The sequence below is a fragment of the Pseudoflavonifractor sp. BSD2780061688st1 E11 genome (assembly GCF_005844125.1).
Classification (GTDB): domain Bacteria; phylum Bacillota; class Clostridia; order Lachnospirales; family Lachnospiraceae; genus Sellimonas; species Sellimonas catena.
Window position 1 is genome coordinate 77,273 of sequence record NZ_SPHM01000002.1, and the last position, 26,003, is coordinate 103,275.

The window sequence follows — 26,003 nt, forward strand, 5'->3', positions numbered from 1 at the left end:
GGATTTTTTTATTCCATAAGAGAGTCAAAAGGACCCTCATTCACTCTGGAAACTTTTCCAATTCTCCTATGCTTCCACATCGATGACTTCTGTTGTGTCAAGCGCTTCCTGTACGAGACGGTCAATATCTTCCGACAGCCTTGTCTCAGACCGCTTGATCACATCCAATTTCGGCCTGGTCACCGGATGCTTTGCGACAAAGATCGTACAGCAGTCTTCGTACGGAAGAATCGAAGTCTCATAAGTATCAATCTTTTCTGAAATCTCTACGATTTCCTGCTTGTCAAATCCGATCAATGGGCGGTATACCGGAAGGGTACATACTTCATTTGTCACAAGAAGACTTTGCATCGTCTGACTTGCAACCTGTCCGATACTTTCCCCTGTGATCAGTCCCAGACAGCCATTTTCCTTTGCAATCGTCTCGGCAATCCGCATCATATATCTTCTCATAATGATCGTCAGCTCATCATGAGGACATTTATCATAGATGTAAAGCTGAATATCTGTAAAGTTGACAACATGGAGCCGGATCGGTCCGGTGTAAGCCGCCACCTTCTTTGCAAGATCCACTACCTTCTGTTTTGCCCGCTCGCTTGTGTACGGAGGTGCATGGAAATAAACCGCCTCAAGACCGACGCCTCTTTTTGCTACCATATAACCTGCAACCGGGCTGTCAATTCCTCCCGAGAGGAGCAGCATGGCACTGCCGTTTGTTCCGATCGGCATTCCGCCAGGCCCCGGTATGATGTGGGAATAAATATAAACCTCTTCCCGTACCTCCACGTTCAGGAGCACATCCGGATTGTGAACGTCCACCCGCATCTCCGGAAACGCATCCAGGATCGCTTCTCCCAGATCACAGTTCATCTCCATGGAGTTGACCGGGTAGGTCTTCTTTGCGCGCCTCGACTCCACTTTAAATGTCAGATTTTTGTCCGGATATGCTTCGTCCATGTATGCCACTACATCTTTTTTCAATTCTTCAAACTCTTTGACCTCTGTCCGGACAACCGGGCAGATGCCGACAATCCCGAATACCTTTTTCAGGCTCTCAACGGTCTCATCAAAGTCATAATATCCGTCGCAGTCCACATAAATGCGCCCCTGACATTTATGCACACGGAATGTTCCTTCTGTGTTGCGAAGAGCAAAGCGGATCTGACGCACCAGTGCGTCTTCAAACATGTAACGGTTCTTCCCTTTGATCGCAATCTCTCCGTATTTTATCAAAAACGTCTGAAATGTCATTTCTTTCTCCTTTATCTCCGTCTGTATCTTCTGAGCATCGGTATACAATTATATAATGTTTTCAGCGTATAGTCAATTTCTTCTTCTGTTGTAAATTCCGAAAGACTGAACCGCAGTGTCGCATCCAGATATTCACGCTCCACACCGATTCCCTTTAACACCCCGCTGATACCAGGATGATTTGAAGAACAGGCCGAGCCTGACGATACATAGATTCCTTTTTCTTCCAGTGTATGAAGCAGTACTTCACTCCGGATTCCGGCAATTCCGACACTGACAATATGCGGAGCGCTTGTTTCATCCGGCAGTCCGTGTACAGACACATGGTCCACCTGCCTGATTCCTTCTATGAAACGCTCTTTCAGTTTCCGCATCCGCGCCGTCTTTTCTTCCAGATCCGAATAAACCATTTTTGCAGCCAGAGCAAATCCCGCGATTCCCGGCACATTTTCCGTTCCGGACCGGATATTTTTCTGCTGTTCCCCTCCGAACACAATCGGACGGATTTTCACCTTGTCGCTGATATAAAGCGCTCCCATTCCTTTCGGTCCGTGAATCTTGTGGCTGCTGACTGTCAGGAGGTCGATTCCTTCTCTTTTTGGAAAAATTCTGTACTTTCCAAATCCCTGTACGGCATCCGAGTGGAAAATAATCTCCCTGTTGTATGCCTTCACAATGCCGGCCGCCTCCTTGACCGGCTGAACAGATCCGACCTCATTGTTTACATACATGATGGAAACAAGAATCGTCTCCTTGCAGAGTGCTTCCCGGAGCGCGGAGAGCTTCACTCTGCCGTACTGGTCCACCGGCAGGTAGGTGACCCGGAATCCTTCCTCGTCTTCCAGATACCGCATCGTATTTAAAATGGCCGGGTGTTCAATCGCCGTTGTAATCAGGTGGTTACCGCGTCTTTTGTATGCCCGTGCCGTCCCGATCAGCGCAAGATTATCGCTTTCTGTCCCTCCAGAAGTGAAGAAAATCTCCTTTTCCTGGACTTTCAGGATTTTCGCGAAAGTCTCCCTCGCGCTGCGGACATACTGCTCTGCTTCCATCCCTTTCCGGTGCAGGGATGACGGGTTTCCATAGTCCTCACACATCACCTTCCGGACCAGATCGCCGACCGCGTCAAATGCTTTTGTTGTTGCCGAATTGTCCAAATATACTTCCATCAGATCTTACCTTTCCGCCTTTTTTATTACCATATGATTTCTTCCGGATCTTGACACCGGTTTTATTCTTCCATCAGATACGAGAGAACAGAAAGTACAAATAGTCCCGCCGTCTCGGTACGCAGAATCCGTTTTCCAAGTGTAACCGGAGCCGCTCCGGCTTCCGCTACGGCTTTTTCTACTTCTTCCACCTCAAATCCGCCTTCCGGCCCGATAAAGATCCCTACAGATTCTCCCTTTTTCAGTGACTGAAACTGTTTTCTCGTCTCTTCCATTCCTTCGGCAAGTTCATACGGTATGAGTACATGATCCAGTACCCTGCCAAAAGCAAGTGCATCCGAAAAGCTCATCACATCGTGAACCTCAGGTATCACTCCGCGTCCCGCCTGTTTTGCGGCGCTCTCGGCGATTGCCTGCCAGCGGTCTGTCTTCTTTTTTGCTTTCTTCGCATCAAGCTTTACAACCGCCCTGCGGGTAGCCATCGGAACAATCTCGGATACACCAAGCTCCACAGCCTTCTGCACAATCCAGTCCATCTTGTCGCTTTTTGGCAGCCCCTGAAACAGGACAGTCCGGCAGGCCGGCTCCGTATCTGTCTGATAAACCTCCAGAATCCCGGCCTGAACGGTATCCGCAGTCATTTCCCGGATCTCACACAAATATTTTTTATTATTGCCGTCGCTGATTTCAAGCTGTTCGCCCTTCTTCATGCGCAGCACATTCCGGATATGGTTCACATCGCTTCCGGTAATCGTAATCTCTTCTTCCTCCACCTGTTCCGGTGTCACAAAAAAATGCTGCATGCTGATTACTCTCCCGCCTTTTCCAGCGGTTTTCTCGCTGTGACGCAGACCCATTCTCCCTGACAGGTTACATCAAGAAGTTCCAGTCCCGCATCACTTACCGCCTGCTTTACAACTTCTTCCTTGTCATCAATAATGCCGCTTGTAATATAAATTCCGCCCGGTTTCAGCTGGTTTACAATCACCGGAGTCAGGGCGACAAGGACATCCGCAAGAATATTTGCCGCAACAATATCGTATTTTTCATATCCGACACGGTCCTGAATTTCTTTATCATCGATGATATTTCCGATCATGACCTCATAGCGATCTTTTGACACCCCGTTTTCTTTCATGTTTTCGTGAGTGGCATCAATCGCGCACGGATCCAGATCCGTTCCCACTGAATAGGCCGCACCGAATTTCAGTGCCAGCATGCCAAGAATCCCGCTTCCGCATCCTACATCCAGAATCCGGGTCGTATCCGTCACATATTTCTTAATCTGGCGGATGCACAACTGTGTCGTTTCATGCATACCCGTTCCAAATGCAGTTCCCGGATCAATGTGAATGATCATCTTTCTTTCATCTTCCGGCTTTACCTCTTCCCAGGATGGAATAATCAGGATATCATCCACGTAAAACTGATGGAAATACTGTTTCCAGTTATTGACCCAGTCCACATCCTCGGTCTGGGATTCCTCGATCGTGCAAGGTCCCAGATCCATGAATTCTCTCATTTCGTCCAGTTCATTTCTGACTTTCTCAAGAACTGCTTCTTTGTCCTCGCTCTCTTCCAGATAAAAACTTAAATACGCCACGCCGTCATCCAGTGCGGTCTCCGGCAGAATGTCGACAAACATCTGCTCCTTTTCTTTCTGTGTAAGCGGAACCTTATCCTCGATCTCCACGCCCTCGATTCCGAGGTCCGTAAGAATACTGCTGACAACATCCTCCGCCTGAGTTGTCGTCTGTAGTCTGAATTTATTCCATTTCATTTGATTTTTGTCTCCTTTTTTGCTCTTGCGTTTTCCATCCTGCGTTTCAGTTTCAGCCAGGCAAGAAGCAGAATGGCCGCATGATCAGATGCCACATGGCCGCGGTCCCGGATGACAGTCTCTTCTTTTCGGATCAATTCTCCGGTTTCCCGAAGACAGACCAAAGGTTTCAACAGAAGCTTCCGTTCCGGATTAGAAAGCTCCATCGCATAGAAGCTCCCTTCTTCTGTCTCTTTTTCGCTGACATCAATTGTAAACCAGGCCGCATCCTTTGCATCATCGCCTGCCTGTGCTTTCACATCTTCCAGCCGGACAAGAGCCATAAATGCAGTAGTGATCACTCTCGCTCTCGGATCTCTTCTGACATCTCCGAAGGCCCGGATCTGCTCTGTCTCGACTCCTTCAATATGTGTCTCTTCATAAAGTTCTCGTTTTGCGGATTCTTCCAGATCTTCATAAAGATCTATAAACCCGCCAGGCAGTGCCCAGTCTCCGATACTCGGATGATTCTTTCTCCGGATCAGGAGGACTTTCAGGTCCTCTGCCCGATCCGGTTCTGTTCCGGAATACCCGAATACTGCCATGTCCACCGTACAGCATGGATTTTTGTATTTGTAAGGATCATACTTTTCCAGAAACGCTTCCAGGGATTCTCCCTTTTCGTTTCTGCTTCCATCCCCGCGAAATGCTTCGATGTCATCGAAAAAAGCCGGCATCTTTTCACCTACTTTCGTTTATTTACATCCTTCTCCTACCATGATATCAATGATCTCGACATTAGTCTCCCTCATGCCTTCTTTGCCAAGACGTCCGATATTTCTGATCGTTTCATCAACGCCTTTCGTCACGATACCATCGCCTGCATAGAACTGCTGTCCGCATTTATACATGTTATATCCAAGAATTCCCGCCTCCACTGAAGATGCGATCTTGGCTGCGCAGGATGCCTTTGCCCCGTCGCAGACAATTCCGGATACGATCGCAAGCGCATTGACTACCGTATGTGCAATCTCTTCATATCCGCCTCCGTGCAGATAAGCGATTCCGGCTCCTGCCGCCGCACCTGCGCAGACTGCCCCACAGTATGCGGACAATCTTCCGATTCCGGTCTTCTGATGGATTGCCACAAGGTTTGACAACGTCAGTGCCCGGTACAGCTTTTCCTCCCCGGAATTCAGTTCTTTAGCATATTCAATCACCGGAAGAGAGCAGGTCATTCCCTGATTGCCGCTTCCTGAATTAATGATTACCGGAAGTTCACATCCGTTCATTCTCGCGTCAGATCCTGCTGCTGCCATAGCTTTTGCCCGGACACGAATATTGTCCCCTTCCATTTCGAGAAGAACACTTCCGATATTTGCACCATAGTTTCCTTTTAATCCCTCTTGTGCAATCGCCGTATTATACCGGATCTGGCGTCCGATCACTTCTCTGACATCTTCGATGTCCACGGTTTCTGCAAAATCCAGAATATCTTTCATATTCAAAAGAGAACGGTCCGTCAGTCCCTCTTCTTTCTCGCCTTCTACCTTTTCCTCAAAAAGTACCTGTCCGTCTTTTTCAATCAGTACGATGTTTGTATGATAGTTCGCGATCCGTACTGTCGCGCTGGATTCCCCTTTTGTCTCTGTTACAATGATGTCAAAAGTGATGCCGTTATCCACGTATTCTACGGAAATATCCGTGTTCTTAAGGAAGTCTTTCATCTCCTCAATCTGTTCTTGTGATACTTCTGCGATGACTTCCAGTTCTTTTTCCGGTTTTCCTGCAATGATTCCGGCTGCCGCTGCCGCCGGTATTCCTTTAAGATGATCCGTATTCGGTACAATTACCGATTTTACATTTTTAATAATACTTCCGCTTGCGCCGATCTTCACTTTGTCCGGTTTTACTCCAAGAACTTCTCTTGCCTTAGCCGCTGCATAGGCCAGTGCGATCGGCTCCGTACATCCCATAGCCGGTACCAGCTCTTCCTTTAAAATCTGCACATACGCTCCATACTTTACATTCTCTTTTTTCATCGTCTCATCCTCTCTTTTCTTATGTTTTATGCTTTCCCCAGCAGGTAGTCAATAAACTGCTGTGCTGTTCTTCCTGATCTGCCGCCGTGGGTCATCTCCCATTGATTTGCCTGCAGCAGAAGTTCGTTTTCCTCCATCTGAATGCCGTTCCGTTTTGCAAGTTCGAGAACGATATTCTGGAACTCTTTTTTATCCGGACCGACAAAAAAGATCGATACCCCAAATCTCGCCACAAGGGACAGCTTCTCCTGTACCGTATCCGATGTGTGAAGATCATCATCTCTTCTGTCATTTTTATCGCTCCACTGTTCCCGTACCAGATGTCTTCTGTTGGATGTGGCATAGATCAGAACGTTATCCGGCTTACGCTCCAGACCGCCTTCAATCACCGCTTTCAGATATTTATATTCAATCTCAAATTCTTCGAAAGAAAGATCATCCATGTAAATGATAAACTTGTAATTCCTGTTTTTGATCTGGGCAATGATATCATTGAGATCCTGGAACTGGTGCTTGTACACTTCGATCATACGCAGTCCTTCTTCATAGTACTGATTCAGAATTGCCTTGATGGAAGTGGACTTTCCGGTTCCCGCGTCCCCAAACAGCAGGCAGTTATTCGCCTTTCTTCCCCGTACAAAAGCCTCTGTATTTTCAATCAGCTTCTTCTTTGGGATCTCATATCCTACCAGATCATCCAGTCTGACATGGGCAATCTTGGTAATCGGAACAATCCTGGCACCCTCTTCAGTATGTTCGACCCGAAAAGCCTTGTGAAGCCCGAATTTCCCTACCCCGAACTCCTTGTAAAACTGGGTCATGACTGTTTTAAATTCTTCCGGAGAAGAAGTCCCTGCAAGGTGGACAGCCAACGTGCAGATCCGGTCTCTTACCCTACGGTTGTAGACATGTCCTTCCTGCCTCGTTCCCTGATAGTCAAATAAAATCCTGTGAGCTTTCGTGCCTAGTTTCTCACCGAGCCCCTTTACATCATAGTCAAACAGCTCCTTCATAATCGCGAAATCATGCAGCGCCACGTCATTGACACTTCCCTCAATCGCTCCCCGGATCTCGCAGGCTGTGCTGTAGGCATTTTCGTCGTTAACGAGCAGAAATGTCAGATAGGTATGCCACAGATTTCCCTCCAGACCATGCTGTTCCGAAAGCTCAAGGATCTTATTGACACATTCAAAGAACAGATTTTTCAGATCCTCCGGATTATAATAATCACTTCCCGCATGCTCCATCAGAAAAGTCATATCCTGGAGAATCCGACCATATTCCATATTTCTGTAAATCATCAGTTCGTTTGTATGCATCTTCTCTTCCTTCTTTTCTGTTTTCTAGTAGTTCCCCAGTATTTTCATGCTCTTCGTCTCTTCACGCAGTCCCCGGATCGCGTTTTTCACGCCTCCGTCTGCCAGATTCCCCTCAAAGTCCACGAAAAAGCGGTATTCCCAAGGCCTGTCCTCGATCGGCCGTGATTCGATCTTTGTCATATTGAGATCGTTGTAGATAAAGTGGGACAGTATCTGATAAAGCGAGCCGCTCTCGTGCGGAAGTTCAAAACAGATACTGATCTTGTCCGCATGCTCCAGAAAAATCTTCTGGTTGGTCACAATAATAAAGCGGGTGGAATTATGACGGTTGTCGTTGACCTGCTCCCGCAGAATTTCCAGTCCGTATAAAGAAGCCGCGTAGGCACTGCAGATTGCCGCATGGTGCACATCCTGCTCCTCCACAATCTTGCGTGCCGCAACCGCAGTATTCGGTACGCTGATCTTCTCCATTGCAGGATGGTCATACAGATATTTCTCACACTGCATCAGCCCCTGCGGATGGGAATAGACTCTTGTGATCTCATCCTCTTTGCTCCCCTTCAGTCCCGCAAGTACATGGCTGACCGGAAGCACGGTCTCTCCCACGATATAATTTTCATATTCTACAAGCAGATCGTATACCTCATTCACTGCGCCTGCTGAAGAATTCTCAATCGGGAGCACGGCAAAATCCGCTGCTCCATCCTCGATGGCGTCCATCGCATCTTTCCAGGTACGTACATGATAACTGTTGACTTCATCTCCGAAATACTGCTTCAGCGCCGCCTCACTGTAGGCTCCCTCCACTCCCTGGAATACAATCCGTGAATTCTTTACATCCAGCTCTTTTACTTCTATAAACGGAAGTCTCCCCGTTGTCCCGCAGGCGGAAAGTTTCTGATATTGAAGTTTCCTGCTGACCGACATCAGAAGGGTAAACAGCTCCTGTACTCCTTTCTTGTTGTACGCATGCTCCACCCGGGATGCTGCTTTTAGCAGCTTCTCCTGCTCCCTTGCCCGGTCATAGACTTTTCTTCCATTTTCAATCTTATAGTCTGCAACTAAAGAACAGACTTCCATCCGTTTTTCAAATAAAGCGATGATCTGCTCATCAAGACAATCCAGCTCACCGCGCAGTTCCTCTAACGATGCCATCTGCTTCCTCCTTCGCTCAAACTCTTCCATATTATAATACATTTCTTCTGAAAAATCTACGTTCATATTTGAATTGGCTGTTGAAAACAAGATCAATTTATTATATATTATTAGGAGAGCTAGGTAGCAAGAGGAGGATGTTATATGAGACACTTAATGAGTCCGCTGGACTTTTCCGTGGAAGAACTGGACAAGCTTTTAGATCTTGCCAATGATATTGAAAATAATCCAGCGAAATATGCACATGCCTGTGCAGGAAAAAAATTAGCAACATTGTTTTATGAGCCAAGTACCCGTACCCGTTTAAGTCATGAAGCTGCCATGTTAAACCTGGGCGGAAGTGTTCTTGGCTTTTCTTCTGCCGATTCGAGTTCCGCTGCAAAGGGGGAAAGTGTATCGGACACGATTCGGACTGTGGCATGCTATGCTGACATCGTTGCGATGCGTCATCCAAAGGAAGGCGCTCCGATGGTAGCCGCTGCCCATTCTTCTATTCCGATTATCAATGCCGGTGACGGGGGACACCAGCATCCGACCCAGACGCTGACGGACCTTCTGACGATCCGTTCTTTAAAAGGGCGTCTTAACAACCTGACAATCGGTCTTTGCGGAGATCTGAAGTTCGGGCGTACTGTTCATTCTCTGATTCAGGCACTTGTCCGTTATGACAATCTGAACTTTGTACTGATCTCCCCTGAGGAGCTGCGTCTTCCAACCTACATCCGCCACGATGTACTGAGACGCAACAATGTTCCATACAAAGAGGTTGTCCGTATGGAAGAAGCACTTCCGGATCTGGACATCCTTTACATGACCCGTGTTCAGAAAGAACGTTTCTTCAACGAGGAAGACTATGTCCGTATGAAAGACTTCTACATTCTGGACAAGAAAAAGATGGAACTTGCCAGCAAGGATATGCTTGTGCTCCACCCGCTCCCGAGAGTAAATGAGATCTCCGTGGAAGTGGATGACGATCCACGCGCCGTTTATTTCAAGCAGGCCAAATACGGTGTTTATGTACGAATGGCACTGATTCTTACTCTTCTCGACATCCATGTCGACTGATCTGCAAATCTGGAAAGGAGCTAATTATGGTTAAAAATACATTGAATATCGGAAGAATCTCCGAAGGCTTTGTACTGGATCATATCCAGGCAGGAAAAAGTATGGATATTTACAAATATCTGCGTCTCGACAAGCTGGACTGCTGTGTCGCGATTATCAAGAACGCAAAAAGCAACAAGATGGGGAAAAAGGACATCATCAAGATTGAGTGTCCGCTGGAGATGATCGATCTGGACATCCTTGGTTTCATCGATCACAATATTACGGTAAACATCATTGAGAATGAAAAAATTGTAGATAAAATGTCTCTGAAGCTTCCGAAAAAAATCACCAATGTGATCCGCTGCAAAAACCCGAGATGCATCACTTCCATCGAGCAGGAGCTGGATCATGTGTTTATTCTGACGGATCCGGAACGTGAAGAATACCGCTGCAAATACTGCGAGGAAAAGTATCATAGAAAATAAACTGCCGGGAGGGCTGATGCCCTCCCGGTTCTTTTTATCCATATTTTAGGTGTGCGTGTTAAAATGCCACGTTTTGTTGCATATCTTGACTTTCTTTTTTCCTCCCTTTTTATATAAAGGTTATGTAAGCTTCCGGCCAACCAAGGAGGAAACAAAGATGACAACATCAAATGTGGAAGAAAAATTAAGTATCTTTCTGAAAAGCATCGGAATTTCAGGGAGATACAAAGGCTTTTACTATCTGAAGGAGGCCGTCTTTCCTGTACTGGAAGACGAGCATTGTCTGTGTAACATCCAAAAGGAAATCTACCGGCCGATTGCCGAAATGTATCACGTCTCTGTCCCAAGTATCGCAAGGGCGATCCGCACTGTCTGCCAGATAGCGGCCGCCAACGAAGCGCAGCTCCGGGCCTTCTTTCCCGGATTTCTTTCTCACGGTACTCTTTACCCAAAAGAACTGATTGAAATGGCAGCTGATTATCTGCGCTATCAATAAAAACTGCTGTGGCATAAACGGAATCTATCATTCTGCCGGAAAGCTTATAAAAAGGGTGCGGTTTAAGCACCGCACCCTTTTTTGCTTTCTGTATAAACGGCAGGCAAGACGATAAGCCGGGTTATGTCTTGAACAGTCATCTATCTAGCTCCTGCGTCGCCGCAGGAGTCCATCAACCCACCTAAAACACGACGGGCCGCCGTATCGTTTTCATTCGGTCTTTCTTCGGATGGGGTTTACATGTGCCTCTTCTGTTACCAGAAAAGCGGTAGTCTCTTACACTGCCTTTCCACCCTTACCGCATAAGCGGCGGTTTATTTCTGTTGCACTATCCTTGGAGTCGCCTCCACCGGACGTTATCCGGCATCCTGCCCTGTGAAGCCCGGACTTTCCTCGTCTGCACCCTTTCGGGATTCGCAGCCGCGACTGTTTATCTTACCTGCACCTGTAATACAATATCACACTTGGCCTTCACTTGCAAGCCCTTCATCAACGATCCGATCCTCACCGTCCGCTGCCGTTGTCGCAAGTTCGTCACATCGTTCATTCTGCGGGTGGCCGTCATGCCCTTTTACCCAGATCAATGTCATCTTGTGCGGCTTTGCCGCCTCCAAAAGCCTTTTCCAGAGATCGATGTTTTTGACCGGCTCATTTTTCCCGCGCTTCCAGCCCTTCCGGATCCAGTTGTCAATCCAGTGCTGGTTAAACGCATCCACTACATATTTGGAATCCGAATAGATTTCCACTTCGCAGGGCCTGTTCAGCGCTTCCAGTCCGGCAATGACTGCCATCAGCTCCATCCGGTTGTTAGTTGTCTTTTCATACCCCTGGGAAAGCTCCCGTATATGGGTCTGTCCTTTCGGATCGGTATAGGAGAGAATCGTTCCATATCCTCCCGGTCCGTCCGGATTTCCTCTTGCCGCACCGTCCGTATAGATTTTTACAAGCATTGTTATTCTCCCTTCCGTTCCTTGATCTCCACAGTCTGTCCTTCCTCCCATACGCGGTGAATCCGGTTCCGGTAGCCCGAGGAAATTTCCGAAGTCAGCAGACGGTCTGTCAGCCCATAATCCTTCCACATGTGCATCGGGAAGACATGCTCTGCCCTCACATTTCTCATGAAATAATCAATGCCGGAAAATGCCGCTCCGCCCTGTCTTGGATCCAGAACGACAAACGCCAGATCGATCTTCTTTCGTGCAAGCTTTTTGATTTCCTTCTGGTAATTTTTACGCATACTGCGGTTATAGTCAATACTCTCGCCTTCCCAGTGCCACCAGTTCAGATCACCTGCATGATAAATTCTCTTGTCACGGAAGGCAACGAGAAAAGCAACGCCTTCATCCGTAGAACGAAGCGTCTCTATTTTCAGCGTTCCGATCTTTATTTTTTTATCCGGAGGCAGAAAAATCCGGTTGGGAGCAGGATCCGCCTCCACGTCATCCGACAGAATGTACTGGATCTTCGGATGCTCTTTCTCCCACTCAAAAATTACCGGATTGAAGTGGTCGCTGTGGCGGTGGCTCACAAAAACATACATCTGTTTATCGGCCTCTGTCTCAGGCAGCTTCCCCTTATAGTAATCAAAAACATACATTGCACGTTCATCTTCTACTGTAAATCCACTGTGATACAGATAAGTGACTTTCATTTGGGTCTTTTCTCTCCTTTCAGCATGTCCTGTATCTTTTTTCGTATCTGTTTTACCTTTCTGTGGTCGCTTCCGTCCCCTGCAATTCCGATTACAATCTCCTCATCCCGCAGTACAGACGGGAAGAAGAAATCACACACGGAAGCGTCCGATGCGTTATTCACCAGAATCCCTTTTCCCCTGCATATCTGAACAATCTCTGCGTTTGTTTCGTTTTCATCCGTCGCCGCAAACACAAGAAACTCCCGACCGGTCAGCACATCCTTTTCAAACCGCCTGCTCTCGTACCGGACCTTTCCGTCCAGAATCCATCCTCTGAGAGGCTCTTTCAGCTCATCCTCTCTTTCCGGAGCGCACATCCGGATGCTGCAGCCAAAAGGAAGAAGGATGCCGGCTCTCCGGACCGCGATATTCCCGGCGCCGACAATCAGGATCTCTCTGCCGCACAGACTCAAAAAGAGCGGAAACCGCGGATATTTTTCCCTGCTCATTTGATCCTGATCCCGATCCCTGCCATGACGCGGTAGACCTCCCCGGCCTCTTTTGCCAGCCGGCATCCGGCACGTCCTGCAGCCTCTCTCCATGCCCGCTCCTCCCGGTCCGTCGGAACAATACCGTTTCCGATTTCATCCATCAGAACAACTGCATCCGGATGACTCTCAATAAACTGCCCGGTGTACGCTGCTGGATCCCTGTTCTCCCGGATGCACTGTAAAATCTGTTCTTCAAAATGTACGATGATCTCCCGGTCCGGGTACTGTGCTCTGGCATACTCTGTCTTTCCCTGAAAGCTTCCGCCCGTAATCATTATCATATCCGCTCTCCTTCTTTCTCTAACAGATCAAGTATACCACAAAGAGGCCTGTACGTTCATCAAGTTTTTCAACTTTTTGCGTACAGGCCCATTTATCCGGTTTAGATAATGATACAGACAATCCCTCCATTGCTGTCGTTTACAATTTTCTGCATCGTATCCTGAAGTTTTCCCTGACATTCGTCATTGATCATCGTAATCTTATGCCGCATTCCGTCCATCACAAGTTCCTCGATTGTTTTTCCAAAAATGTTGGTTTCCCAGACTCCTCCTTCCTGCTCTTTCGCATCTTTGATGTACCGCAGGATATCCTGAGCCTGCTGCTCGTTGCCCACAATCGGCGCGATCTCCGTTTCAATATTGGCCCGTATCATGTGAATCGACGGTGCCTCCGAATGGATCTTCACCCCGTACTTGCTGCCCTGCTTGATGATCTCCGGATCTGTAAGGGAAATCTCCTCTTTCTTCGGACTCACCACTCCATACCCCTTTGCCCTGACACTGTCCATAGCATCTTTGACATTGGCATACTCCTCCTGAAGGGCGGACATTTCCTTCATGGCCCTAAGGAGTTCGTACTCATTCTGTATCTTCATGTTTGTCATCTCACTGAGCATTTCATAATAGTATTTCTCGTAAACACGGATTTCCATCCGGATACATCCGGTATCCATCGCAATATGATCCACACGGACACTTTCGATATATGTATCATCCGGCTGTTCGATTCCTCCGATAAAATCCCGGATTTCCGTCTTTTCCTCCATCAAGTCTCTGATATAGGATACCATTTCTTCCTTGATTCTATGGCTTCGCGGCAGCATTTCCACCCATTTTGGTATATAAAATTCCATCTCGGAAACCGGGAATTCAAACAGGATCTCCTCCATCATCCGATGGATATCCTCCTCTTTCAGCTGCTCACAATTGACCGGCATCGCCGCCACCTGATAGGACTCCTGGATCTCTTTTACGGTCTCTGACGCTTCCTTCCCGTAAGGCCTTGCTGAATTTACCAGAACGAGAAAGGGTTTCCCGATATCTTTCAGTTCCCGGATGGTCTTTCCTTCCGGGTCCCGGTACGCTTCTCTTGGGATCTCTCCGATCGTTCCATCCGTTGTCACTACAATTCCGATAGTGGCATGATCATGAATCACCTTCCTTGTTCCGATTCCGGCTGCTTTTGTAAACGGAATCTCATAGTCAAACCACGGTGTTTTAACTTTGCGTTCCTCCCCGTCTTCGATATGCCCTTTTGCCCCTTCTGTCATATATCCGACACAGTCGATCAGCCGGACCCGGACCCGGACATCATCTGAAAGTGTAATCTCCGCCGCCTCTTTTGGAATAAATTTAGGTTCTGTTGTCATAATGGTTTTTCCGGAAGAGGACTGTGGCAGTTCATCCATTGTCCTCGCCCGCTGATTTTCATCATTCATATGCGGGAGAACCAGAAGATCCATAAACCGTTTGATAAACGTGGACTTTCCGGTCCTTACCGGACCTACAACCCCGAAATAGATTTCCCCGTTTGTTCTGACCTGCATATCATGATAAAGCTGAAAATTCTCCATGAAAATACCCCCTTGCAATGCTGATACCAATGTATGCCTGCAAGGAGGTATTTAGACCTGTTTTATTTTGTATCTGTATCTTCTTCTCCCCAAGGAAGGGCACTGTGTTCTTCTTTCCGGTCACGAAGCATCAGCTCTTTGACCGCCTCGGCCGGACTCTTTCCTTCAAAGAGCACCTGATTGACCTGTTCTACAATCGGCATGGAAATCTGGTACTGCCCGGCAAGCTGCTTTGCCGCTTTTGCAGAGTAGACGCCTTCAACTACCATTTTGACCTCATCCATGGCTTCCTGCATCGTCCTTCCCTGTCCTATCAGATATCCTGCCTTCCGGTTCCGGCTGTGGACACTTGCACAGGTCACAATCAGATCACCGATTCCTGTCAGCCCGGTAAAGGTTTCGATCTTTCCGCCCATCTTTACTCCCAGACGTGCAATCTCAGCAATCCCCCTTGTGATCAGAGCGGCTTTTGTATTGTCGCCGTATCCAAGGCCATCCGCAATACCGGCGGCAAGAGCAATGACATTTTTCAAAGATCCTCCCAGTTCGATGCCTTTGATATCCGGACTTGTATACACACGGAACACTTCGCTCATAAATGCTTTCTGAAGGTACTCTGCCGTCTCTCTTGTTTTTGCACCGACTACACATGTGGTAGGCAGACCCTTTCCCACTTCTTCCGCATGGCTTGGTCCCGAAAGAACCGCCACATCCGCCTGAGGCACTTCTTCCTCAATCTGCTCGCTCAATGTCATCAACGTCTTTTCCTCGATCCCCTTTGCCACATTGACAAGGATCTGTCCCTCTTTCACATAAGGACACATCCTCTGAGCCGTCGATCTCGTAAATGGTGACGGAACGGCAAGCACTACAAAGTCCTTTCCTTCAATGCCTTCCCGGATCTCATTTGTGAAACGGATACCGTCCTGAAGCTTCACCCCCGGAAGTTTTGACTTATGTTCCCGCTCTCTGTCAAGCATCTCCACCTCTTTCGCGTCGATAGACCAGACAGTCACCTCATGTCCATTGTTTGTCAGAAGCCATGAAATCGCCGTTCCCCAGCTGCCGGCTCCCATAATTCCAACTTTTGCCATACTGTGCCTCCTATTTTTTCTTTCCGATGCTGATTTTATTTTCTGTGCCGCTTAACAGTCTCTGAATATTCGCTCTGTGCTTCCAGATTGCAAGAACTGCAAGAAATGCTGCCACCACATACATCTCATGGAGATATGGCGCAGCCATCCCGTAGCTTCCTGTCTGTCCGCGGAATACGACACCTGCAAAGAAAATCAGAACGACCGCAATCGAACCAACGGAAACATATTTTGTTACTGCTACTATTGTAACAAATACCACGATCGCAATCAAGCAGATCCAGACATTCGTAAGGGCGGCCAGAAGTCCTGCCATGGCCGCAATTCCTTTTCCTCCTTTGAATTTCAGATAGAACGGGAAATTATGTCCAAGCACTGCTCCCATTCCGGCATAAATAGAAAGAAGTGGAAGAATGTCTCCATGTGTTTCTCCAAAAATCAGCCGTACTGCCAGAACGGCAAAAATACACTTAAAGGAATCCCCCAAAAACGTACACGCTCCCGCTTTGACCCCGAGTGTTCTCAGCGCATTTGTAGAACCGGCATTTCCGCTCCCCATTTTCCGGATATCCACATGCTGCAGTCTCCCGTAAATATATCCTGTCTGGAAAAGCCCGAAAACATACCCGATCAAAATACACACGATCCGTTCCATGACCTTACTTCTCCTTTTCCTTTCTTTCTCTGATAAAGAATTTCAGTGAAGTTCCCCGGAAACCGAATGCCTCCCTGATCTTGTTCTCCAGATATCTTGTATAAGAAAAATGCATCAGTTCCTTATCGTTGACAAAAATCACAAAAGTAGGCGGTTTGACAGATACCTGTGTAATATAGTAAAGTTTCAGGCGTTTTCCTTTATCAGAAGGCGGCTGCTGCATGGCAACTGCCTCTGTCATGATCTCATTCAGCACGCCTGTCGCAATCCGCAGGGACTGATTTTCAATCACCATATCAATCATATCAAAGAGCTTCTGAATCCTCTGCCCTGTCTTTGCCGAAATATACATGATCTCCGCATACGGCATATAGGACAGTACATTCCTGATCTTTCCTTCATATTCACGCATGGTCCGGTCGTTTTTCTCGATCGCGTCCCATTTATTGACTACAATAATGATTCCCTTGCCGCGCTCATGCGCGATTCCGGCGATTTTGGCATCCTGCTCGGTTACACCTTCCACTGCGTCAATCACCATCAAAACAACATCTGCTCTTTCTACCGCGGTTACGGTCCGGATAATACTGTACCGTTCCAGCTCTTCCTTGATCTTGCTCTTTCTGCGAAGACCTGCTGTATCAATGAATACATACTCTTTTCCGTTATGAACAATCTCCGTATCAATAGCATCCCGTGTTGTCCCTGCAATATCCGATACAATGACACGGTTCTCCCCGAGAAGTTTATTGATGATGGAGGATTTTCCGACATTTGGTTTTCCGACAATGGCAACCCGCGGTCTTTCGTCCTCCTCCTCTTCTTTGTCTTTTTCCGGGAAATACGCGACAACTGCGTCCAGAAGGTCTCCGATTCCAAGCCTGGAGGATGCAGATACCGGATTCGGGTCTCCGATTCCAAGATTATAAAATTCGTAGACGTCCGGCATAAATTTGTCAAAATTATCTACCTTGTTCACTGCAAGAATCACAGGCTTTTTCGCGCGGCGCAGCATATCTGCAACCTTGGAGTCTGCATCTACAAGCCCCTGTCTCACATCTGTAATAAAAATAATCACATCTGCCGTATCTATCGCAATCTGCGCCTGCTCCCGCATCTGTGAAAGGATAATATCCGAGCTGTCCGGCTCGATTCCTCCTGTATCAATCAATGTAAAGTCTCTGTCCAGCCAGGATACATCCGCATAAATACGGTCTCTTGTCACTCCCGGTGTGTCTTTGACAATCGAGATCATCTCCCCGGCCAGAACATTAAATAACGTAGACTTCCCGACATTCGGGCGTCCTACGATCGCAACTACTGGTTTACTCATCGTACCTCTCCTTTAAAACTGCATCGATAAAATCCTGTCCGCTTGATTTTACAATATCTATCTTCACTTGTAAAGTTTCTTCTAACTCCGAAACTGTCACATCGTCCAGGAAAACATCCTCTCCGCTTCTTAGCATATTGCACGGAAGCAGAAGCCTGTCCCCAAGTTCCTGCCCTTTCAGCTGTTTGATCAGATCCTGTCCGGTAATCAGGCCGGACACGGTAATGCTTTCTCCAAAAAACTCATTGCGGATCTTATATAGATGAACATCCAGATTCGGACATTTTTCTTTCATCCGCCTGATGAACTCATTCAGATAATCATAGGCAAGCGCTCCGGTTGCAATCGACAGGGACATCTTCCGGTCTGTCGGACGGATTTTCTGAAAGCCTTCTTCAAATTCATTCTGAAGAAGCCGGATCATGCCGACCCCGTTTTCCAGCTGCAGATATCCGTCGTACCTGCTCTCCTCCGGCATTTCGTATCCTGCCAGGATGTACCATTCATCTCCGGCATGGATGAAATGATATCCGTATTCCTGATATACTTTTTCCTGCCACCGGTGGATCGTATCCAGCACTTTTCTTGCATCTTCTCTCGTAAACGGCTCCAGCGGGTAAAGTCCGTCGCGGTACTTGCTCAGCCCTACCGGCACGACCGATACACTCTGCAGCTTCGGAAGATATGCTGTCAGATCCTGTATCGTCCGCTCCAGTTCCTGACCGTCATTTAATCCCTTACAGAGTACAATCTGTCCATTCATCGTAATTCCCGCCTCATAAAGGCGGTCCACCTTCTTCAATGCTTCTCCCGCAAACCGGTTATGAAGCATTTTACATCGAAGTTCAGGATTTGTCGTATGGAAGGAAATATTGATCGGCTCCAGATGATAACGGGTGATCCGGTCAATATCATGGTCGCTCATATTTGTCAGCGTCACATAATTTCCCTGCAGAAAAGACAGTCTTGAATCGTCATCTTTGAAATACAGTGTTTCACGCATCCCCTTTGGCATCTGATCAATAAAACAGAAAACGCACTTGTTTCTGCAGGACCGGTACTCATCCATCAGACCCTGCTCAAAGGTCAGACCCAGATCCTCCTCATATTCTTTTTCTATCTCAAGTTCCCACTGCTCGCCGTCCGGCTTCTCAATCAGAACGAGAAGATTCTCATCATTGACATAGTAATGGTAATCAAAAACATCCTCGATTTCCTGACCGTTTATCAAAAGAAGCCTGTCCCCCGGTTCGATGCCCATCTCCCATGCAATACTTCCCTCTTCTACAGCCGAAACCAGATGTTCATGTCTTTTCCGCTGTTTTTCCATATCTCGTCTCCTTTTCCTCTTCATTTTCTGCCTTTTTCATAATACTAAATTCCTTCCCAAAATGCAATTTTTTCTATTCCTTTCTTGCCATACCTATAAAAAAATGTTATAAATGGATTGAGATTACGGCTGATGCCGCGTCTTAATTCCATGTTTTCTTACATAGGAGGGTTTATGACAAATATAAAAATGTTAGAGCAGGTGCTTCCGACAGCTCCGCTTAAAATCGCCGCGCTCAAGAGCTGCGAAACTCTTGGGAAGAATGTCAACGACCATATTGTCGGATTTCGCAAGGAATCCCTTAAAAAATATGTAGATTCCGCACTTTTCGCATCCTATAAATGCGAAAATTATCTCATAGAGCACAGCTGCCCGCGTTTCGGTTCTGGTGAGGCAAAAGGCGTTCTGGGCGAATCGGTCCGCGGAAAAGATCTTTTTGTCATGGTCGATGTCTGCAACTACAGTCTGACCTATACAGTGAACGGTCATCTGAACCACATGTCGCCGGACGATCATTATCAGGATCTGAAACGTATCATATCCGCAGCAAACGGCAAAGCTCACAGATTAAATGTCATCATGCCGTTTCTTTACGAAAGCCGCCAGCACAAACGTACCAAACGCGAATCTCTGGACTGTGCCCAGGCACTGGAGGAACTGGTTGACATGGGAGTATCCAACATCATCACTTTTGATGCCCATGACCCGCGTGTGCAGAACGCGATTCCTCTGAAAGGCTTTGACAACTTCAATCCGCCTTATCAGTTTATCAAAGCGCTTCTGAAAGCGGAGCCTGACCTGAAGATTGACAAGGATCATCTCATGATCATCAGCCCGGACGAGGGTGCGATGCATCGTGCAGTGTATTTTTCCAATGTTCTTGGCGTGGATATGGGAATGTTCTATAAAAGAAGAGATTACTCCACAATCGTAAATGGAAAAAATCCGATCGTTGCCCACGAATTTCTCGGTGATGATGTAAAGGGAAAGACCGCCATCATCGTAGATGACATGATCTCTTCCGGAGAAAGTATGCTGGATGTTGCAAGACAGATCAAAGACCGGGGCGCATCCCGGGTATTTGTCTGCACTACATTCGGACTCTTTACCGACGGGCTTGAGAAATTTGACGACTATTACCGGACAGGCTATATAGATCGTCTGATTACAACGAATCTGACCTATCTGCCGCCGGAGATCTATGAACGTCCATACTTCATCGAAGCAGACATGAGCAAATTCCTGGCAATCATCATCGATTCCATGAATCATGATATCGCCATCAGTTCTGTGCTGAATCCGACAGACAAGATTCATGCACTGATCGCAGGCCGGAATGCTTAGGGTTCCGGAACCGAAAGACAAAATTCTTAAAAACACAGCAGGAAAGAGACTTCTTCCCTGCTGTATTTTTATACCATACGTTCATCTTCAAAAAATGACAAATCCGACGGATAAATGATGCTCTCTCCGATTTCTTTCAGAAGGATAAGCCTCAGACTGTTTTTAAAGTTTTTCTTATCCCGCTTCACGGCTTCTTTCAGTTCTGAGAGGCGCACGCCGCAGGAAACCGGAAGTCCGTAGCTTTCCAGAATCTTTCGGATCTCCCCGGCCGTTCCTTCCCGGGTCAGTCCCAGTTCTTCCGAGATCCGTGTGATCTGATACATGCCGATCGCAACCGCTTCCCCATGACTTTCTCTTTCATATGCGAACCTCTGCTCCACTGCATGTGCCAACGTATGACCGAAATTAAGCAGCATCCTCTCTCCGGTATCAAACTGGTCTTCCTCCACCACCTGACGTTTGATATCCACACATCTTGTAATTACTTCCGTCAGATAATCCGCAAGTCCGTCAAAACTTCCGGCCCGCCTGAGCAGCGCAAAAAGCTCTGCATCCTTGATGCAGCCATACTTGATGACTTCTCCCATTCCGTCATGGATGTAACGCTCCGGAAGTGTTTTCAGCACATCCGGATCAATCAGGACTTTCTTTGGCTGATAGAATGCCCCTACAAGATTTTTGCCTTCTTTCAGGTCAACTGCTACTTTTCCTCCGACAGAGGAATCCACCTGAGCCAGCAGGGAAGTCGGAATCTGTACGAATGGAATTCCCCTCAGATACGTTGCCGCCGCAAATCCGGCCAGGTCTCCGACAACACCTCCTCCGAGGGCAACGATCAGGTCGCTTCTGGAAATTCCCGCCTCTAACAGTTGTGCATACACTCCCGGAAGGACATCAATACTTTTGGACGCCTCCCCATGTGGAAGAATGACTGCACTGCACTCCCAGTATTCTTTCAGCTGTTCCAGAAGGCTCTCTCCGTAAAATGCGTAAACACTGTCGTCAGAGATCACCGCGATTTTCTTCCCCTGATAAATCTCCCGGATTTCTTTGGCCGCTCTTTTTAATAGTCCTCTTTCAATCAAAATACGGTAACTGTCTTTTCCCAGATTAACATTCAATTCCATTTCTTCCGCCTGCCTTCTTCTACCAAGTTTTTTCTACAATCGGTGCAATCTTTCGAAGCTGTTTTAAAAGTTCCGCATACTTCTCCGGCTTTAAGGACTGACCTCCGTCGCACAGCGCGCAGTCCGGATTATTATGTACTTCAATCATCAGCCCGTCTGTGCCTGCTGCTACCGCCGCCTTTGCCATCGTATCTACCAGCCACCATTTGCCCCCGGCATGGCTCGGATCCACAACAACCGGGAGATGGGTCATCTTCTTCAGTACCGGAATCGCCTGAAGATCCAGTGTGTTTCTTGTATAAGTCTCAAAAGTCCGGACGCCCCGTTCACAGAGAATGACATTTTCATTTCCGGACGCCATAATATATTCCGCAGACATAATCCATTCCTCATAGGTAGCATTTAATCCGCGTTTCAAAAGGATCGGACGTCTGGTCTTCCCGAGCTGTTTCAGTAGGTCAAAATTCTGCATGTTTCTCGCCCCGATCTGAATCAGATCCACCTTCTCATCGAAAATATCAAGGTATTCTGCGGACATCAGCTCTGTCACAATCGGAAGGCCCGTTACTTCCTTCGCCTTACAGAGCATCTCCAGTCCTTCCAGTCCAAGTCCCTGGAAGGAATACGGGCTTGTACGCGGCTTGAATGCCCCGCCTCTTAACAAATTGGCTCCGGCGGCCTTGACTGCCTCTGCCACTTCAATTACCTGTTCCTCACTCTCCACTGAGCACGGGCCGGCAATCATCGCCATGTTTCCGCCTCCCACCTGGACACCGGATACATCCACAATGGTGTCCTCCGGGTGGAATGCACGGTTTGCAAGTTTATAAGGCTCCTGCACGTGCATGACTTTATCTACACTTTTATCCACCTCAAACAGGCGCGGATCAATTCTGACGGTATCACCGATACATCCGATAATCGTCATCTCTTCTCCCCGGACGACATGAGCCTCCAGACCTTTTGCCTCTACCATTTTTATTACCCGGTTCAAATTTTCTTCTGTTGTTCTTGGTTTCAGTACAATAATCATATGCTTCTCCTCCTGCTTTCTCACACTTTTCCTGACTTTGAAAATCACCTTGCAAAGGAAGTGTCCTGATTCTATAGGGAGTCCAAAGATCTTTTCTATAGAATAAAAAAAGTCCTCTGATTTACTCAGAGGACGATACTGTCATCGTGGTTCCACCTCACTTTACAGCCATCTCACGATGACTGCCTCATCAGGTACGCTGTCTCCAGATATACCCTTGCAGATAACGGCTGCTGCCGGAAATGCCTACTAGTCTGTACATTCAGCACTCTACTCCAAGAGGAATTCAGTAACACTTTCTGTATCCCATTCCACCACGCGGGACTCTCTGTAACATTCCATGATACTTACTACTTCTTTTCTTCGTATTTTCAAAGCAGATCTATGAAGTTGTTTCCATATTACTTCACATATGCAGGTTTGTCAATACTTATTTTCCTGCCTCCGAAGAATCCTTCTTCACCGTCAGAGTACCGTCCTTCACCTCGATCCGGACTTTTCCTTTCCATTCACTCTCAAGGGAACTTTCCAGTTCTCCGGAAAGTCTGATCCGGATCGGAAATTCTCCAGCCTCACTGCCGTCCGCATCGCATTCTACCTCGTAATCACCGCCTTCGTTCAGATCATCCAGCAGATCCTGAACACGGTATCCCGCCTCTTTGCTCAGCCATGCTTCCTTTTCTTTCGTTCCCGTTCCGTCTGCGAACTCTGCTCCGGCTGATAATTCCGGCAGATTTTCTCCCTGGTAAATTGTTTCAGACCGTGCAGTCAGTACAATCAGCGTTTCTTCGTTCCGGTTGAACTGCGGCATAACTTTCACCAAAAGGAAAATCAGCAGACAAAAAACGACACCGGCTGCAAAAGCGGCCGGTACGTTCCATTTATTTCGTATTCTTTTTGTATGAAACAGATTTTTTTTCGTCTTTTTTCCAACAGAAAGAATGTTTCTCTTCATTCGTATCTGACCTCGATTCCTATGTTATCCGTTACGATTATAGCGCACTTCTTTCCCGGATACAATGAAAGAGTTCTTAAATAAGAATGAAATTTCCCTTATATTTTCTTTCTTTTACAGAATGATACGCACTTTCAGGACATTCTCGATTTTGGAAAGTTCTTCCGCAATTCCGGAAGAATCCGTATCTTCAATATCGATCATCGTATAAGCAAAGCGTCCGCGACTTTTGTTCGTCAAATCCGCGATGTTGATTCCTCTCTTTGCAAGAAGAGCCGTAAACTGGCCGATCATGTTCGGCACATTGTGATGAAGTACGGTAATTCTTGGATTTTTCCCTTTCTTTCCCATATCGCAGTTCGGAAAGTTTACGGAATTCATGATATTTCCGTTTTCCAGATACTCCCGGATCTCCCGGACAGCCATTCTGGCGCAGTTGTCCTCAGACTCTTCCGTGGAAGCACCCAGATGGGGAATAACGATGACATGATCTCTTCCTGCCAGCCCCGCTGTCGGAAAGTCTGTGACATATTTCCGTATGTGCCCGGTTTCCAGTGCCTCGATCAGATCTTCTTCCTTAACAAGAAGGTCTCTTGCAAAGTTCAGGAGAATTACACCGTCTTTCATCTGCCCTGCAGCCTCCCGGTCAATCATTCCTTTCGTGTCATCCAGTGCCGGGACATGAAGCGTAATATAATCACATTCCTGATAAATCGTCTCCAGATTTTTCACATGATGAATGTGGCGCGACAGATTCCATGCGGAATCCACCGACATATACGGATCGTATCCATATACTTCCATACCAAGATGAAGCGCCGCATTCGCCACCAGCACGCCAATGGCTCCAAGACCGATCACTCCAAGTTTCTTGCCTTCAATCTCCTGTCCGGCAAACATCTTTTTCTGCTTCTCCGCTGTCTTTGCGATATTCTCTTCTCCGGCATGGGCCTTCACCCACTCGATGCCTCCGATGATATCGCGGGACGCCAGAAGCATCCCCGCAATCACCAGTTCTTTTACGCCGTTTGCATTTGCTCCAGGCGTATTAAATACAACAATTCCTTTTTCCGCGCAGTCTTCCAGCGGAATATTATTCACTCCGGCTCCCGCCCTTGCGATTGCCTTTAGCTTCTCCGGAAATACCGTTTCGTGCAGAGATGCGCTTCTCAGGAGAACCGCGTCTGCCCCGGCCATCTCTTCTGTTCTCTGGTAGTCTTCCGAAAAGAGGGAAAGCCCTGCTTCCGAAATGGCGTTCAAACATTGATACTGATACATTACCGATTCTCCTTTTCAAATTTTTCCATAAATGATACAAGTGCCTCCACGCCTTCATATGGCATGGCATTATAGAGGCTGGCCCGCATGCCTCCAACGCTCCGGTGTCCTTTCAGATTGACCAGACCATGTTCTGCAGCCGCTGCCGTAAATCTGGCATCCAGATCTTTGTCGCCTGTCACAAATGGAACATTCATCAAAGAACGGTCTTTCTTCGCTGCTGTGCCGGAAAACAGGCGGCTGTCATCCAGATATTCGTACAAAAGTGCCGCCTTTTTCTGGTTCTTCTTCTGAATTCCCGGAAGTCCTCCCTGATCCAGAAGCCACCGGAACACTTTCCCGCAGATATAAATTCCGTATGCAGGCGGCGTATTGTAAAGAGAACCTGCCTTGGCGTGGACATGGTACTGCATCATGGTCGGAGTTCCCGGAAGCACCTCTTCCCGGATCAGATCCTTCCGTATAATCACAATCGTCACACCCGCCGGTCCGATATTCTTCTGCACACCGCCGTACATGATGCCGTACTTTGTAATGTCCACAGGCTCAGACAGAAAGCAGGAGGAAACATCCGCTACAAGAGGGATGCCCTTCGTATCCGGAAGGGTATGAAACTTCGTTCCGTAGATCGTATTGTTCTCACAGATGTACACATAATCCGCATCCCCGGAAGCAGACAGCTCACTCAGATCCGGGATGCAGGAAAAATTCTGCTCCTCAGAGGAGGCTGCTGCTTTTGCCTCTCCGTACTTCTGCGCTTCCTTCCAGGCTTTCTTTGCCCACTGCCCGGTCAGAATATAGTCTGCCTTTTTGTGTTTCATGAGATTCATCGGAATCATTGCAAACTGCAGCGATGCCCCTCCCTGCAGAAACAGTACCTCATAGTCTTCCGGTATGTTTAAAAGTGTCCGGATGTCCTTCTCGGCATCCTGTATGATCGTTTCAAACGCCGCAGACCGGTGGCTCATCTCCATAACGGACATTCCGGTCCCCCTGTAATCCAGCATCTCCTTTGCGGCTTCCTGTAATACTTCCTCCGGCAGAACAGCCGGTCCCGCCGAAAAATTATATACTCTGCTCATACGATTCCTC

The 26,003-nt window shown here is 47.5% G+C and carries 26 protein-coding genes, 1 other RNA gene and 1 other annotated feature; of the genes, 4 read left to right on the forward strand and 23 right to left on the reverse strand.

Annotated elements, in window-relative coordinates; translation table 11 throughout:
* Nucleotides 1-66: 66 nt before the first annotated feature.
* From thiI to pheA, 8 genes are all read right to left on the reverse strand, one after another.
* Complete coding sequence (gene thiI / locus FGQ85_RS01290; protein ID WP_138372446.1) at nucleotides 67-1,251, reverse strand: tRNA uracil 4-sulfurtransferase ThiI; 1,185 nt, start codon at nucleotides 1,249-1,251, stop codon at nucleotides 67-69.
* An 11-nt stretch (nucleotides 1,252-1,262) separates the two neighbouring features.
* Nucleotides 1,263-2,420, reverse strand: coding sequence for a cysteine desulfurase family protein (locus FGQ85_RS01295; RefSeq protein ID WP_138372447.1), 1,158 nt, complete (start codon nucleotides 2,418-2,420; stop codon nucleotides 1,263-1,265).
* 62 nt (nucleotides 2,421-2,482) lie between these two features.
* Complete coding sequence (locus FGQ85_RS01300) at nucleotides 2,483-3,223, reverse strand: 16S rRNA (uracil(1498)-N(3))-methyltransferase (protein WP_138372448.1); 741 nt, start codon at nucleotides 3,221-3,223, stop codon at nucleotides 2,483-2,485.
* A gap of 5 nt (nucleotides 3,224-3,228) precedes the next feature.
* Nucleotides 3,229-4,200 carry a 50S ribosomal protein L11 methyltransferase gene (prmA, locus tag FGQ85_RS01305; protein WP_138372449.1) on the reverse strand — a complete coding sequence of 324 codons (972 nt, stop codon included), beginning with the start codon at nucleotides 4,198-4,200 and terminating at the stop codon, nucleotides 3,229-3,231.
* On the reverse strand, nucleotides 4,197-4,916 hold the full coding sequence (locus tag FGQ85_RS01310) for an NUDIX hydrolase (protein ID WP_087252771.1): 720 nt from the start codon (nucleotides 4,914-4,916) through the stop codon (nucleotides 4,197-4,199). Before FGQ85_RS01310 ends, prmA begins: the two co-directional genes overlap by 4 nt.
* 18 nt (nucleotides 4,917-4,934) lie before the next feature.
* Nucleotides 4,935-6,221, reverse strand: coding sequence for an L-serine ammonia-lyase, iron-sulfur-dependent, subunit alpha (locus FGQ85_RS01315; RefSeq protein ID WP_087252772.1), 1,287 nt, complete (start codon nucleotides 6,219-6,221; stop codon nucleotides 4,935-4,937).
* Between the two features lie 26 nt (nucleotides 6,222-6,247).
* Nucleotides 6,248-7,540 (reverse strand): ATP-binding protein, encoded by a 1,293-nt coding sequence (locus tag FGQ85_RS01320; RefSeq protein WP_087168219.1) that lies wholly within the window; start codon nucleotides 7,538-7,540, stop codon nucleotides 6,248-6,250.
* 24 nt (nucleotides 7,541-7,564) lie between these two features.
* Nucleotides 7,565-8,695 carry a prephenate dehydratase gene (gene pheA / locus FGQ85_RS01325; protein ID WP_087168220.1) on the reverse strand — a complete coding sequence of 377 codons (1,131 nt, stop codon included), beginning with the start codon at nucleotides 8,693-8,695 and terminating at the stop codon, nucleotides 7,565-7,567.
* Between the two features lie 144 nt (nucleotides 8,696-8,839).
* On the opposite strand from pheA, the gene pyrB reads away from it, so the two are divergent.
* The 3 genes from pyrB to FGQ85_RS01340 all read left to right on the forward strand — a co-directional run bounded on the left by pyrB (nucleotide 8,840) and on the right by FGQ85_RS01340 (nucleotide 10,723).
* Nucleotides 8,840-9,760: an aspartate carbamoyltransferase gene (pyrB, locus tag FGQ85_RS01330; protein ID WP_087168221.1), complete on the forward strand. Its 921-nt coding sequence runs from the start codon at nucleotides 8,840-8,842 to the stop codon at nucleotides 9,758-9,760.
* A 26-nt stretch (nucleotides 9,761-9,786) separates the two neighbouring features.
* Nucleotides 9,787-10,227, forward strand: coding sequence for an aspartate carbamoyltransferase regulatory subunit (locus tag FGQ85_RS01335; protein ID WP_087168222.1), 441 nt, complete (start codon nucleotides 9,787-9,789; stop codon nucleotides 10,225-10,227).
* A gap of 157 nt (nucleotides 10,228-10,384) precedes the next feature.
* Nucleotides 10,385-10,723, forward strand: coding sequence for a sporulation initiation factor Spo0A C-terminal domain-containing protein (locus tag FGQ85_RS01340; protein WP_138372450.1), 339 nt, complete (start codon nucleotides 10,385-10,387; stop codon nucleotides 10,721-10,723).
* 96 nt (nucleotides 10,724-10,819) lie between these two features.
* On the opposite strand, the gene rnpB is transcribed toward FGQ85_RS01340, so the two are convergent.
* From rnpB to FGQ85_RS01390, 10 genes are all read right to left on the reverse strand, one after another.
* An RNA gene (gene rnpB, locus FGQ85_RS01345) (RNase P RNA component class A) lies at nucleotides 10,820-11,165 on the reverse strand.
* A 16-nt stretch (nucleotides 11,166-11,181) separates the two neighbouring features.
* Entirely contained in the window at nucleotides 11,182-11,673 is a 492-nt protein-coding gene (gene rnhA, locus FGQ85_RS01350) for a ribonuclease HI (protein ID WP_087168224.1), read from the reverse strand.
* Nucleotides 11,674-11,675: 2 nt separating this feature from the next.
* Nucleotides 11,676-12,374 carry an MBL fold metallo-hydrolase gene (locus FGQ85_RS01355; RefSeq protein ID WP_087168225.1) on the reverse strand — a complete coding sequence of 233 codons (699 nt, stop codon included), beginning with the start codon at nucleotides 12,372-12,374 and terminating at the stop codon, nucleotides 11,676-11,678.
* Nucleotides 12,371-12,865, reverse strand: a complete 495-nt coding sequence (locus FGQ85_RS01360) for a bifunctional precorrin-2 dehydrogenase/sirohydrochlorin ferrochelatase (RefSeq protein ID WP_171027853.1) — start codon at nucleotides 12,863-12,865, stop codon at nucleotides 12,371-12,373. Before FGQ85_RS01360 ends, FGQ85_RS01355 begins: the two co-directional genes overlap by 4 nt.
* Nucleotides 12,862-13,188: a bifunctional adenosylcobinamide kinase/adenosylcobinamide-phosphate guanylyltransferase gene (locus FGQ85_RS01365; RefSeq protein WP_138372452.1), complete on the reverse strand. Its 327-nt coding sequence runs from the start codon at nucleotides 13,186-13,188 to the stop codon at nucleotides 12,862-12,864. Before FGQ85_RS01365 ends, FGQ85_RS01360 begins: the two co-directional genes overlap by 4 nt.
* Nucleotides 13,189-13,289: 101 nt before the next feature.
* The gene (gene spoIVA, locus FGQ85_RS01370; protein WP_087252778.1) at nucleotides 13,290-14,762 is read right to left on the reverse strand and encodes a stage IV sporulation protein A; all 1,473 of its coding nucleotides are present in this window, start codon (nucleotides 14,760-14,762) and stop codon (nucleotides 13,290-13,292) included.
* A 62-nt stretch (nucleotides 14,763-14,824) separates the two neighbouring features.
* On the reverse strand, nucleotides 14,825-15,856 hold the full coding sequence (locus FGQ85_RS01375; protein WP_087252779.1) for an NAD(P)H-dependent glycerol-3-phosphate dehydrogenase: 1,032 nt from the start codon (nucleotides 15,854-15,856) through the stop codon (nucleotides 14,825-14,827).
* Nucleotides 15,857-15,866: 10 nt separating this feature from the next.
* Entirely contained in the window at nucleotides 15,867-16,511 is a 645-nt protein-coding gene (gene plsY, locus FGQ85_RS01380) for a glycerol-3-phosphate 1-O-acyltransferase PlsY (protein ID WP_087168230.1), read from the reverse strand.
* A gap of 4 nt (nucleotides 16,512-16,515) precedes the next feature.
* A complete protein-coding gene (der, locus tag FGQ85_RS01385) occupies nucleotides 16,516-17,844 on the reverse strand; it encodes a ribosome biogenesis GTPase Der (protein ID WP_087168231.1) in 1,329 nt (442 codons plus the stop codon).
* The gene (locus FGQ85_RS01390) at nucleotides 17,837-19,174 is read right to left on the reverse strand and encodes a DUF512 domain-containing protein (RefSeq protein ID WP_138372453.1); all 1,338 of its coding nucleotides are present in this window, start codon (nucleotides 19,172-19,174) and stop codon (nucleotides 17,837-17,839) included. Before FGQ85_RS01390 ends, der begins: the two co-directional genes overlap by 8 nt.
* Nucleotides 19,175-19,348: 174 nt before the next feature.
* Between FGQ85_RS01390 and FGQ85_RS01395 the strand changes: the two genes are divergently transcribed.
* Nucleotides 19,349-20,518 carry a ribose-phosphate pyrophosphokinase gene (locus FGQ85_RS01395; RefSeq protein ID WP_138372454.1) on the forward strand — a complete coding sequence of 390 codons (1,170 nt, stop codon included), beginning with the start codon at nucleotides 19,349-19,351 and terminating at the stop codon, nucleotides 20,516-20,518.
* 68 nt (nucleotides 20,519-20,586) lie between these two features.
* Here FGQ85_RS01395 and aroB read toward each other — a convergent pair whose 3' ends face one another.
* From aroB to serC, 5 genes are all read right to left on the reverse strand, one after another.
* Entirely contained in the window at nucleotides 20,587-21,645 is a 1,059-nt protein-coding gene (gene aroB / locus FGQ85_RS01400) for a 3-dehydroquinate synthase (RefSeq protein ID WP_138372455.1), read from the reverse strand.
* Nucleotides 21,646-21,664: 19 nt separating this feature from the next.
* The gene (gene aroF / locus FGQ85_RS01405) at nucleotides 21,665-22,678 is read right to left on the reverse strand and encodes a 3-deoxy-7-phosphoheptulonate synthase (RefSeq protein ID WP_138372456.1); all 1,014 of its coding nucleotides are present in this window, start codon (nucleotides 22,676-22,678) and stop codon (nucleotides 21,665-21,667) included.
* A 125-nt stretch (nucleotides 22,679-22,803) separates the two neighbouring features.
* Nucleotides 22,804-23,051: a binding site (T-box leader), on the reverse strand.
* A gap of 57 nt (nucleotides 23,052-23,108) precedes the next feature.
* A complete protein-coding gene (locus FGQ85_RS01410) occupies nucleotides 23,109-23,633 on the reverse strand; it encodes a hypothetical protein (protein ID WP_087168236.1) in 525 nt (174 codons plus the stop codon).
* A gap of 114 nt (nucleotides 23,634-23,747) precedes the next feature.
* Nucleotides 23,748-24,911: a phosphoglycerate dehydrogenase gene (locus FGQ85_RS01415; RefSeq protein ID WP_087168237.1), complete on the reverse strand. Its 1,164-nt coding sequence runs from the start codon at nucleotides 24,909-24,911 to the stop codon at nucleotides 23,748-23,750.
* On the reverse strand, nucleotides 24,911-25,993 hold the full coding sequence (gene serC / locus FGQ85_RS01420) for a 3-phosphoserine/phosphohydroxythreonine transaminase (protein ID WP_138372457.1): 1,083 nt from the start codon (nucleotides 25,991-25,993) through the stop codon (nucleotides 24,911-24,913). The genes FGQ85_RS01415 and serC overlap by 1 nt, the downstream gene beginning before the upstream one ends.
* Between the last annotated feature and the right edge of the window lie 10 nt (nucleotides 25,994-26,003).

Bases quoted from the DNA above. Each gene is read 5' to 3' on its own strand.
- der (WP_087168231.1), bottom strand. From the start codon at position 17,844: ATGAGTAAACCAGTAGTTGCGATCGTAGGACGCCCGAATGTCGGGAAG.
- FGQ85_RS01355 (WP_087168225.1), bottom strand. From the start codon at position 12,374: ATGAAAGTCACTTATCTGTATCACAGTGGATTTACAGTAGAAGATGAA.
- plsY (WP_087168230.1), bottom strand. From the start codon at position 16,511: ATGGAACGGATCGTGTGTATTTTGATCGGGTATGTTTTCGGGCTTTTC.
- FGQ85_RS01390 (WP_138372453.1), bottom strand. From the start codon at position 19,174: ATGGAAAAACAGCGGAAAAGACATGAACATCTGGTTTCGGCTGTAGAA.
- FGQ85_RS01365 (WP_138372452.1), bottom strand. From the start codon at position 13,188: ATGATAATGATTACGGGCGGAAGCTTTCAGGGAAAGACAGAGTATGCC.
- FGQ85_RS01300 (WP_138372448.1), bottom strand. From the start codon at position 3,223: ATGCAGCATTTTTTTGTGACACCGGAACAGGTGGAGGAAGAAGAGATT.
- aroF (WP_138372456.1), bottom strand. From the start codon at position 22,678: ATGATTATTGTACTGAAACCAAGAACAACAGAAGAAAATTTGAACCGG.
- FGQ85_RS01415 (WP_087168237.1), bottom strand. From the start codon at position 24,911: ATGTATCAGTATCAATGTTTGAACGCCATTTCGGAAGCAGGGCTTTCC.
- thiI (WP_138372446.1), bottom strand. From the start codon at position 1,251: ATGACATTTCAGACGTTTTTGATAAAATACGGAGAGATTGCGATCAAA.
- FGQ85_RS01315 (WP_087252772.1), bottom strand. From the start codon at position 6,221: ATGAAAAAAGAGAATGTAAAGTATGGAGCGTATGTGCAGATTTTAAAG.
- prmA (WP_138372449.1), bottom strand. From the start codon at position 4,200: ATGAAATGGAATAAATTCAGACTACAGACGACAACTCAGGCGGAGGAT.
- serC (WP_138372457.1), bottom strand. From the start codon at position 25,993: ATGAGCAGAGTATATAATTTTTCGGCGGGACCGGCTGTTCTGCCGGAG.
- spoIVA (WP_087252778.1), bottom strand. From the start codon at position 14,762: ATGGAGAATTTTCAGCTTTATCATGATATGCAGGTCAGAACAAACGGG.
- pheA (WP_087168220.1), bottom strand. From the start codon at position 8,695: ATGGCATCGTTAGAGGAACTGCGCGGTGAGCTGGATTGTCTTGATGAG.
- FGQ85_RS01335 (WP_087168222.1), top strand. From the start codon at position 9,787: ATGGTTAAAAATACATTGAATATCGGAAGAATCTCCGAAGGCTTTGTA.
- rnhA (WP_087168224.1), bottom strand. From the start codon at position 11,673: ATGCTTGTAAAAATCTATACGGACGGTGCGGCAAGAGGAAATCCGGAC.
- FGQ85_RS01410 (WP_087168236.1), bottom strand. From the start codon at position 23,633: ATGAAGAGAAACATTCTTTCTGTTGGAAAAAAGACGAAAAAAAATCTG.
- FGQ85_RS01395 (WP_138372454.1), top strand. From the start codon at position 19,349: ATGACAAATATAAAAATGTTAGAGCAGGTGCTTCCGACAGCTCCGCTT.
- FGQ85_RS01340 (WP_138372450.1), top strand. From the start codon at position 10,385: ATGACAACATCAAATGTGGAAGAAAAATTAAGTATCTTTCTGAAAAGC.
- FGQ85_RS01310 (WP_087252771.1), bottom strand. From the start codon at position 4,916: ATGCCGGCTTTTTTCGATGACATCGAAGCATTTCGCGGGGATGGAAGC.
- pyrB (WP_087168221.1), top strand. From the start codon at position 8,840: ATGAGACACTTAATGAGTCCGCTGGACTTTTCCGTGGAAGAACTGGAC.
- FGQ85_RS01375 (WP_087252779.1), bottom strand. From the start codon at position 15,856: ATGGCAAAAGTTGGAATTATGGGAGCCGGCAGCTGGGGAACGGCGATT.
- FGQ85_RS01320 (WP_087168219.1), bottom strand. From the start codon at position 7,540: ATGCATACAAACGAACTGATGATTTACAGAAATATGGAATATGGTCGG.
- FGQ85_RS01360 (WP_171027853.1), bottom strand. From the start codon at position 12,865: ATGAGCAGGGAAAAATATCCGCGGTTTCCGCTCTTTTTGAGTCTGTGC.
- aroB (WP_138372455.1), bottom strand. From the start codon at position 21,645: ATGGAATTGAATGTTAATCTGGGAAAAGACAGTTACCGTATTTTGATT.
- FGQ85_RS01295 (WP_138372447.1), bottom strand. From the start codon at position 2,420: ATGGAAGTATATTTGGACAATTCGGCAACAACAAAAGCATTTGACGCG.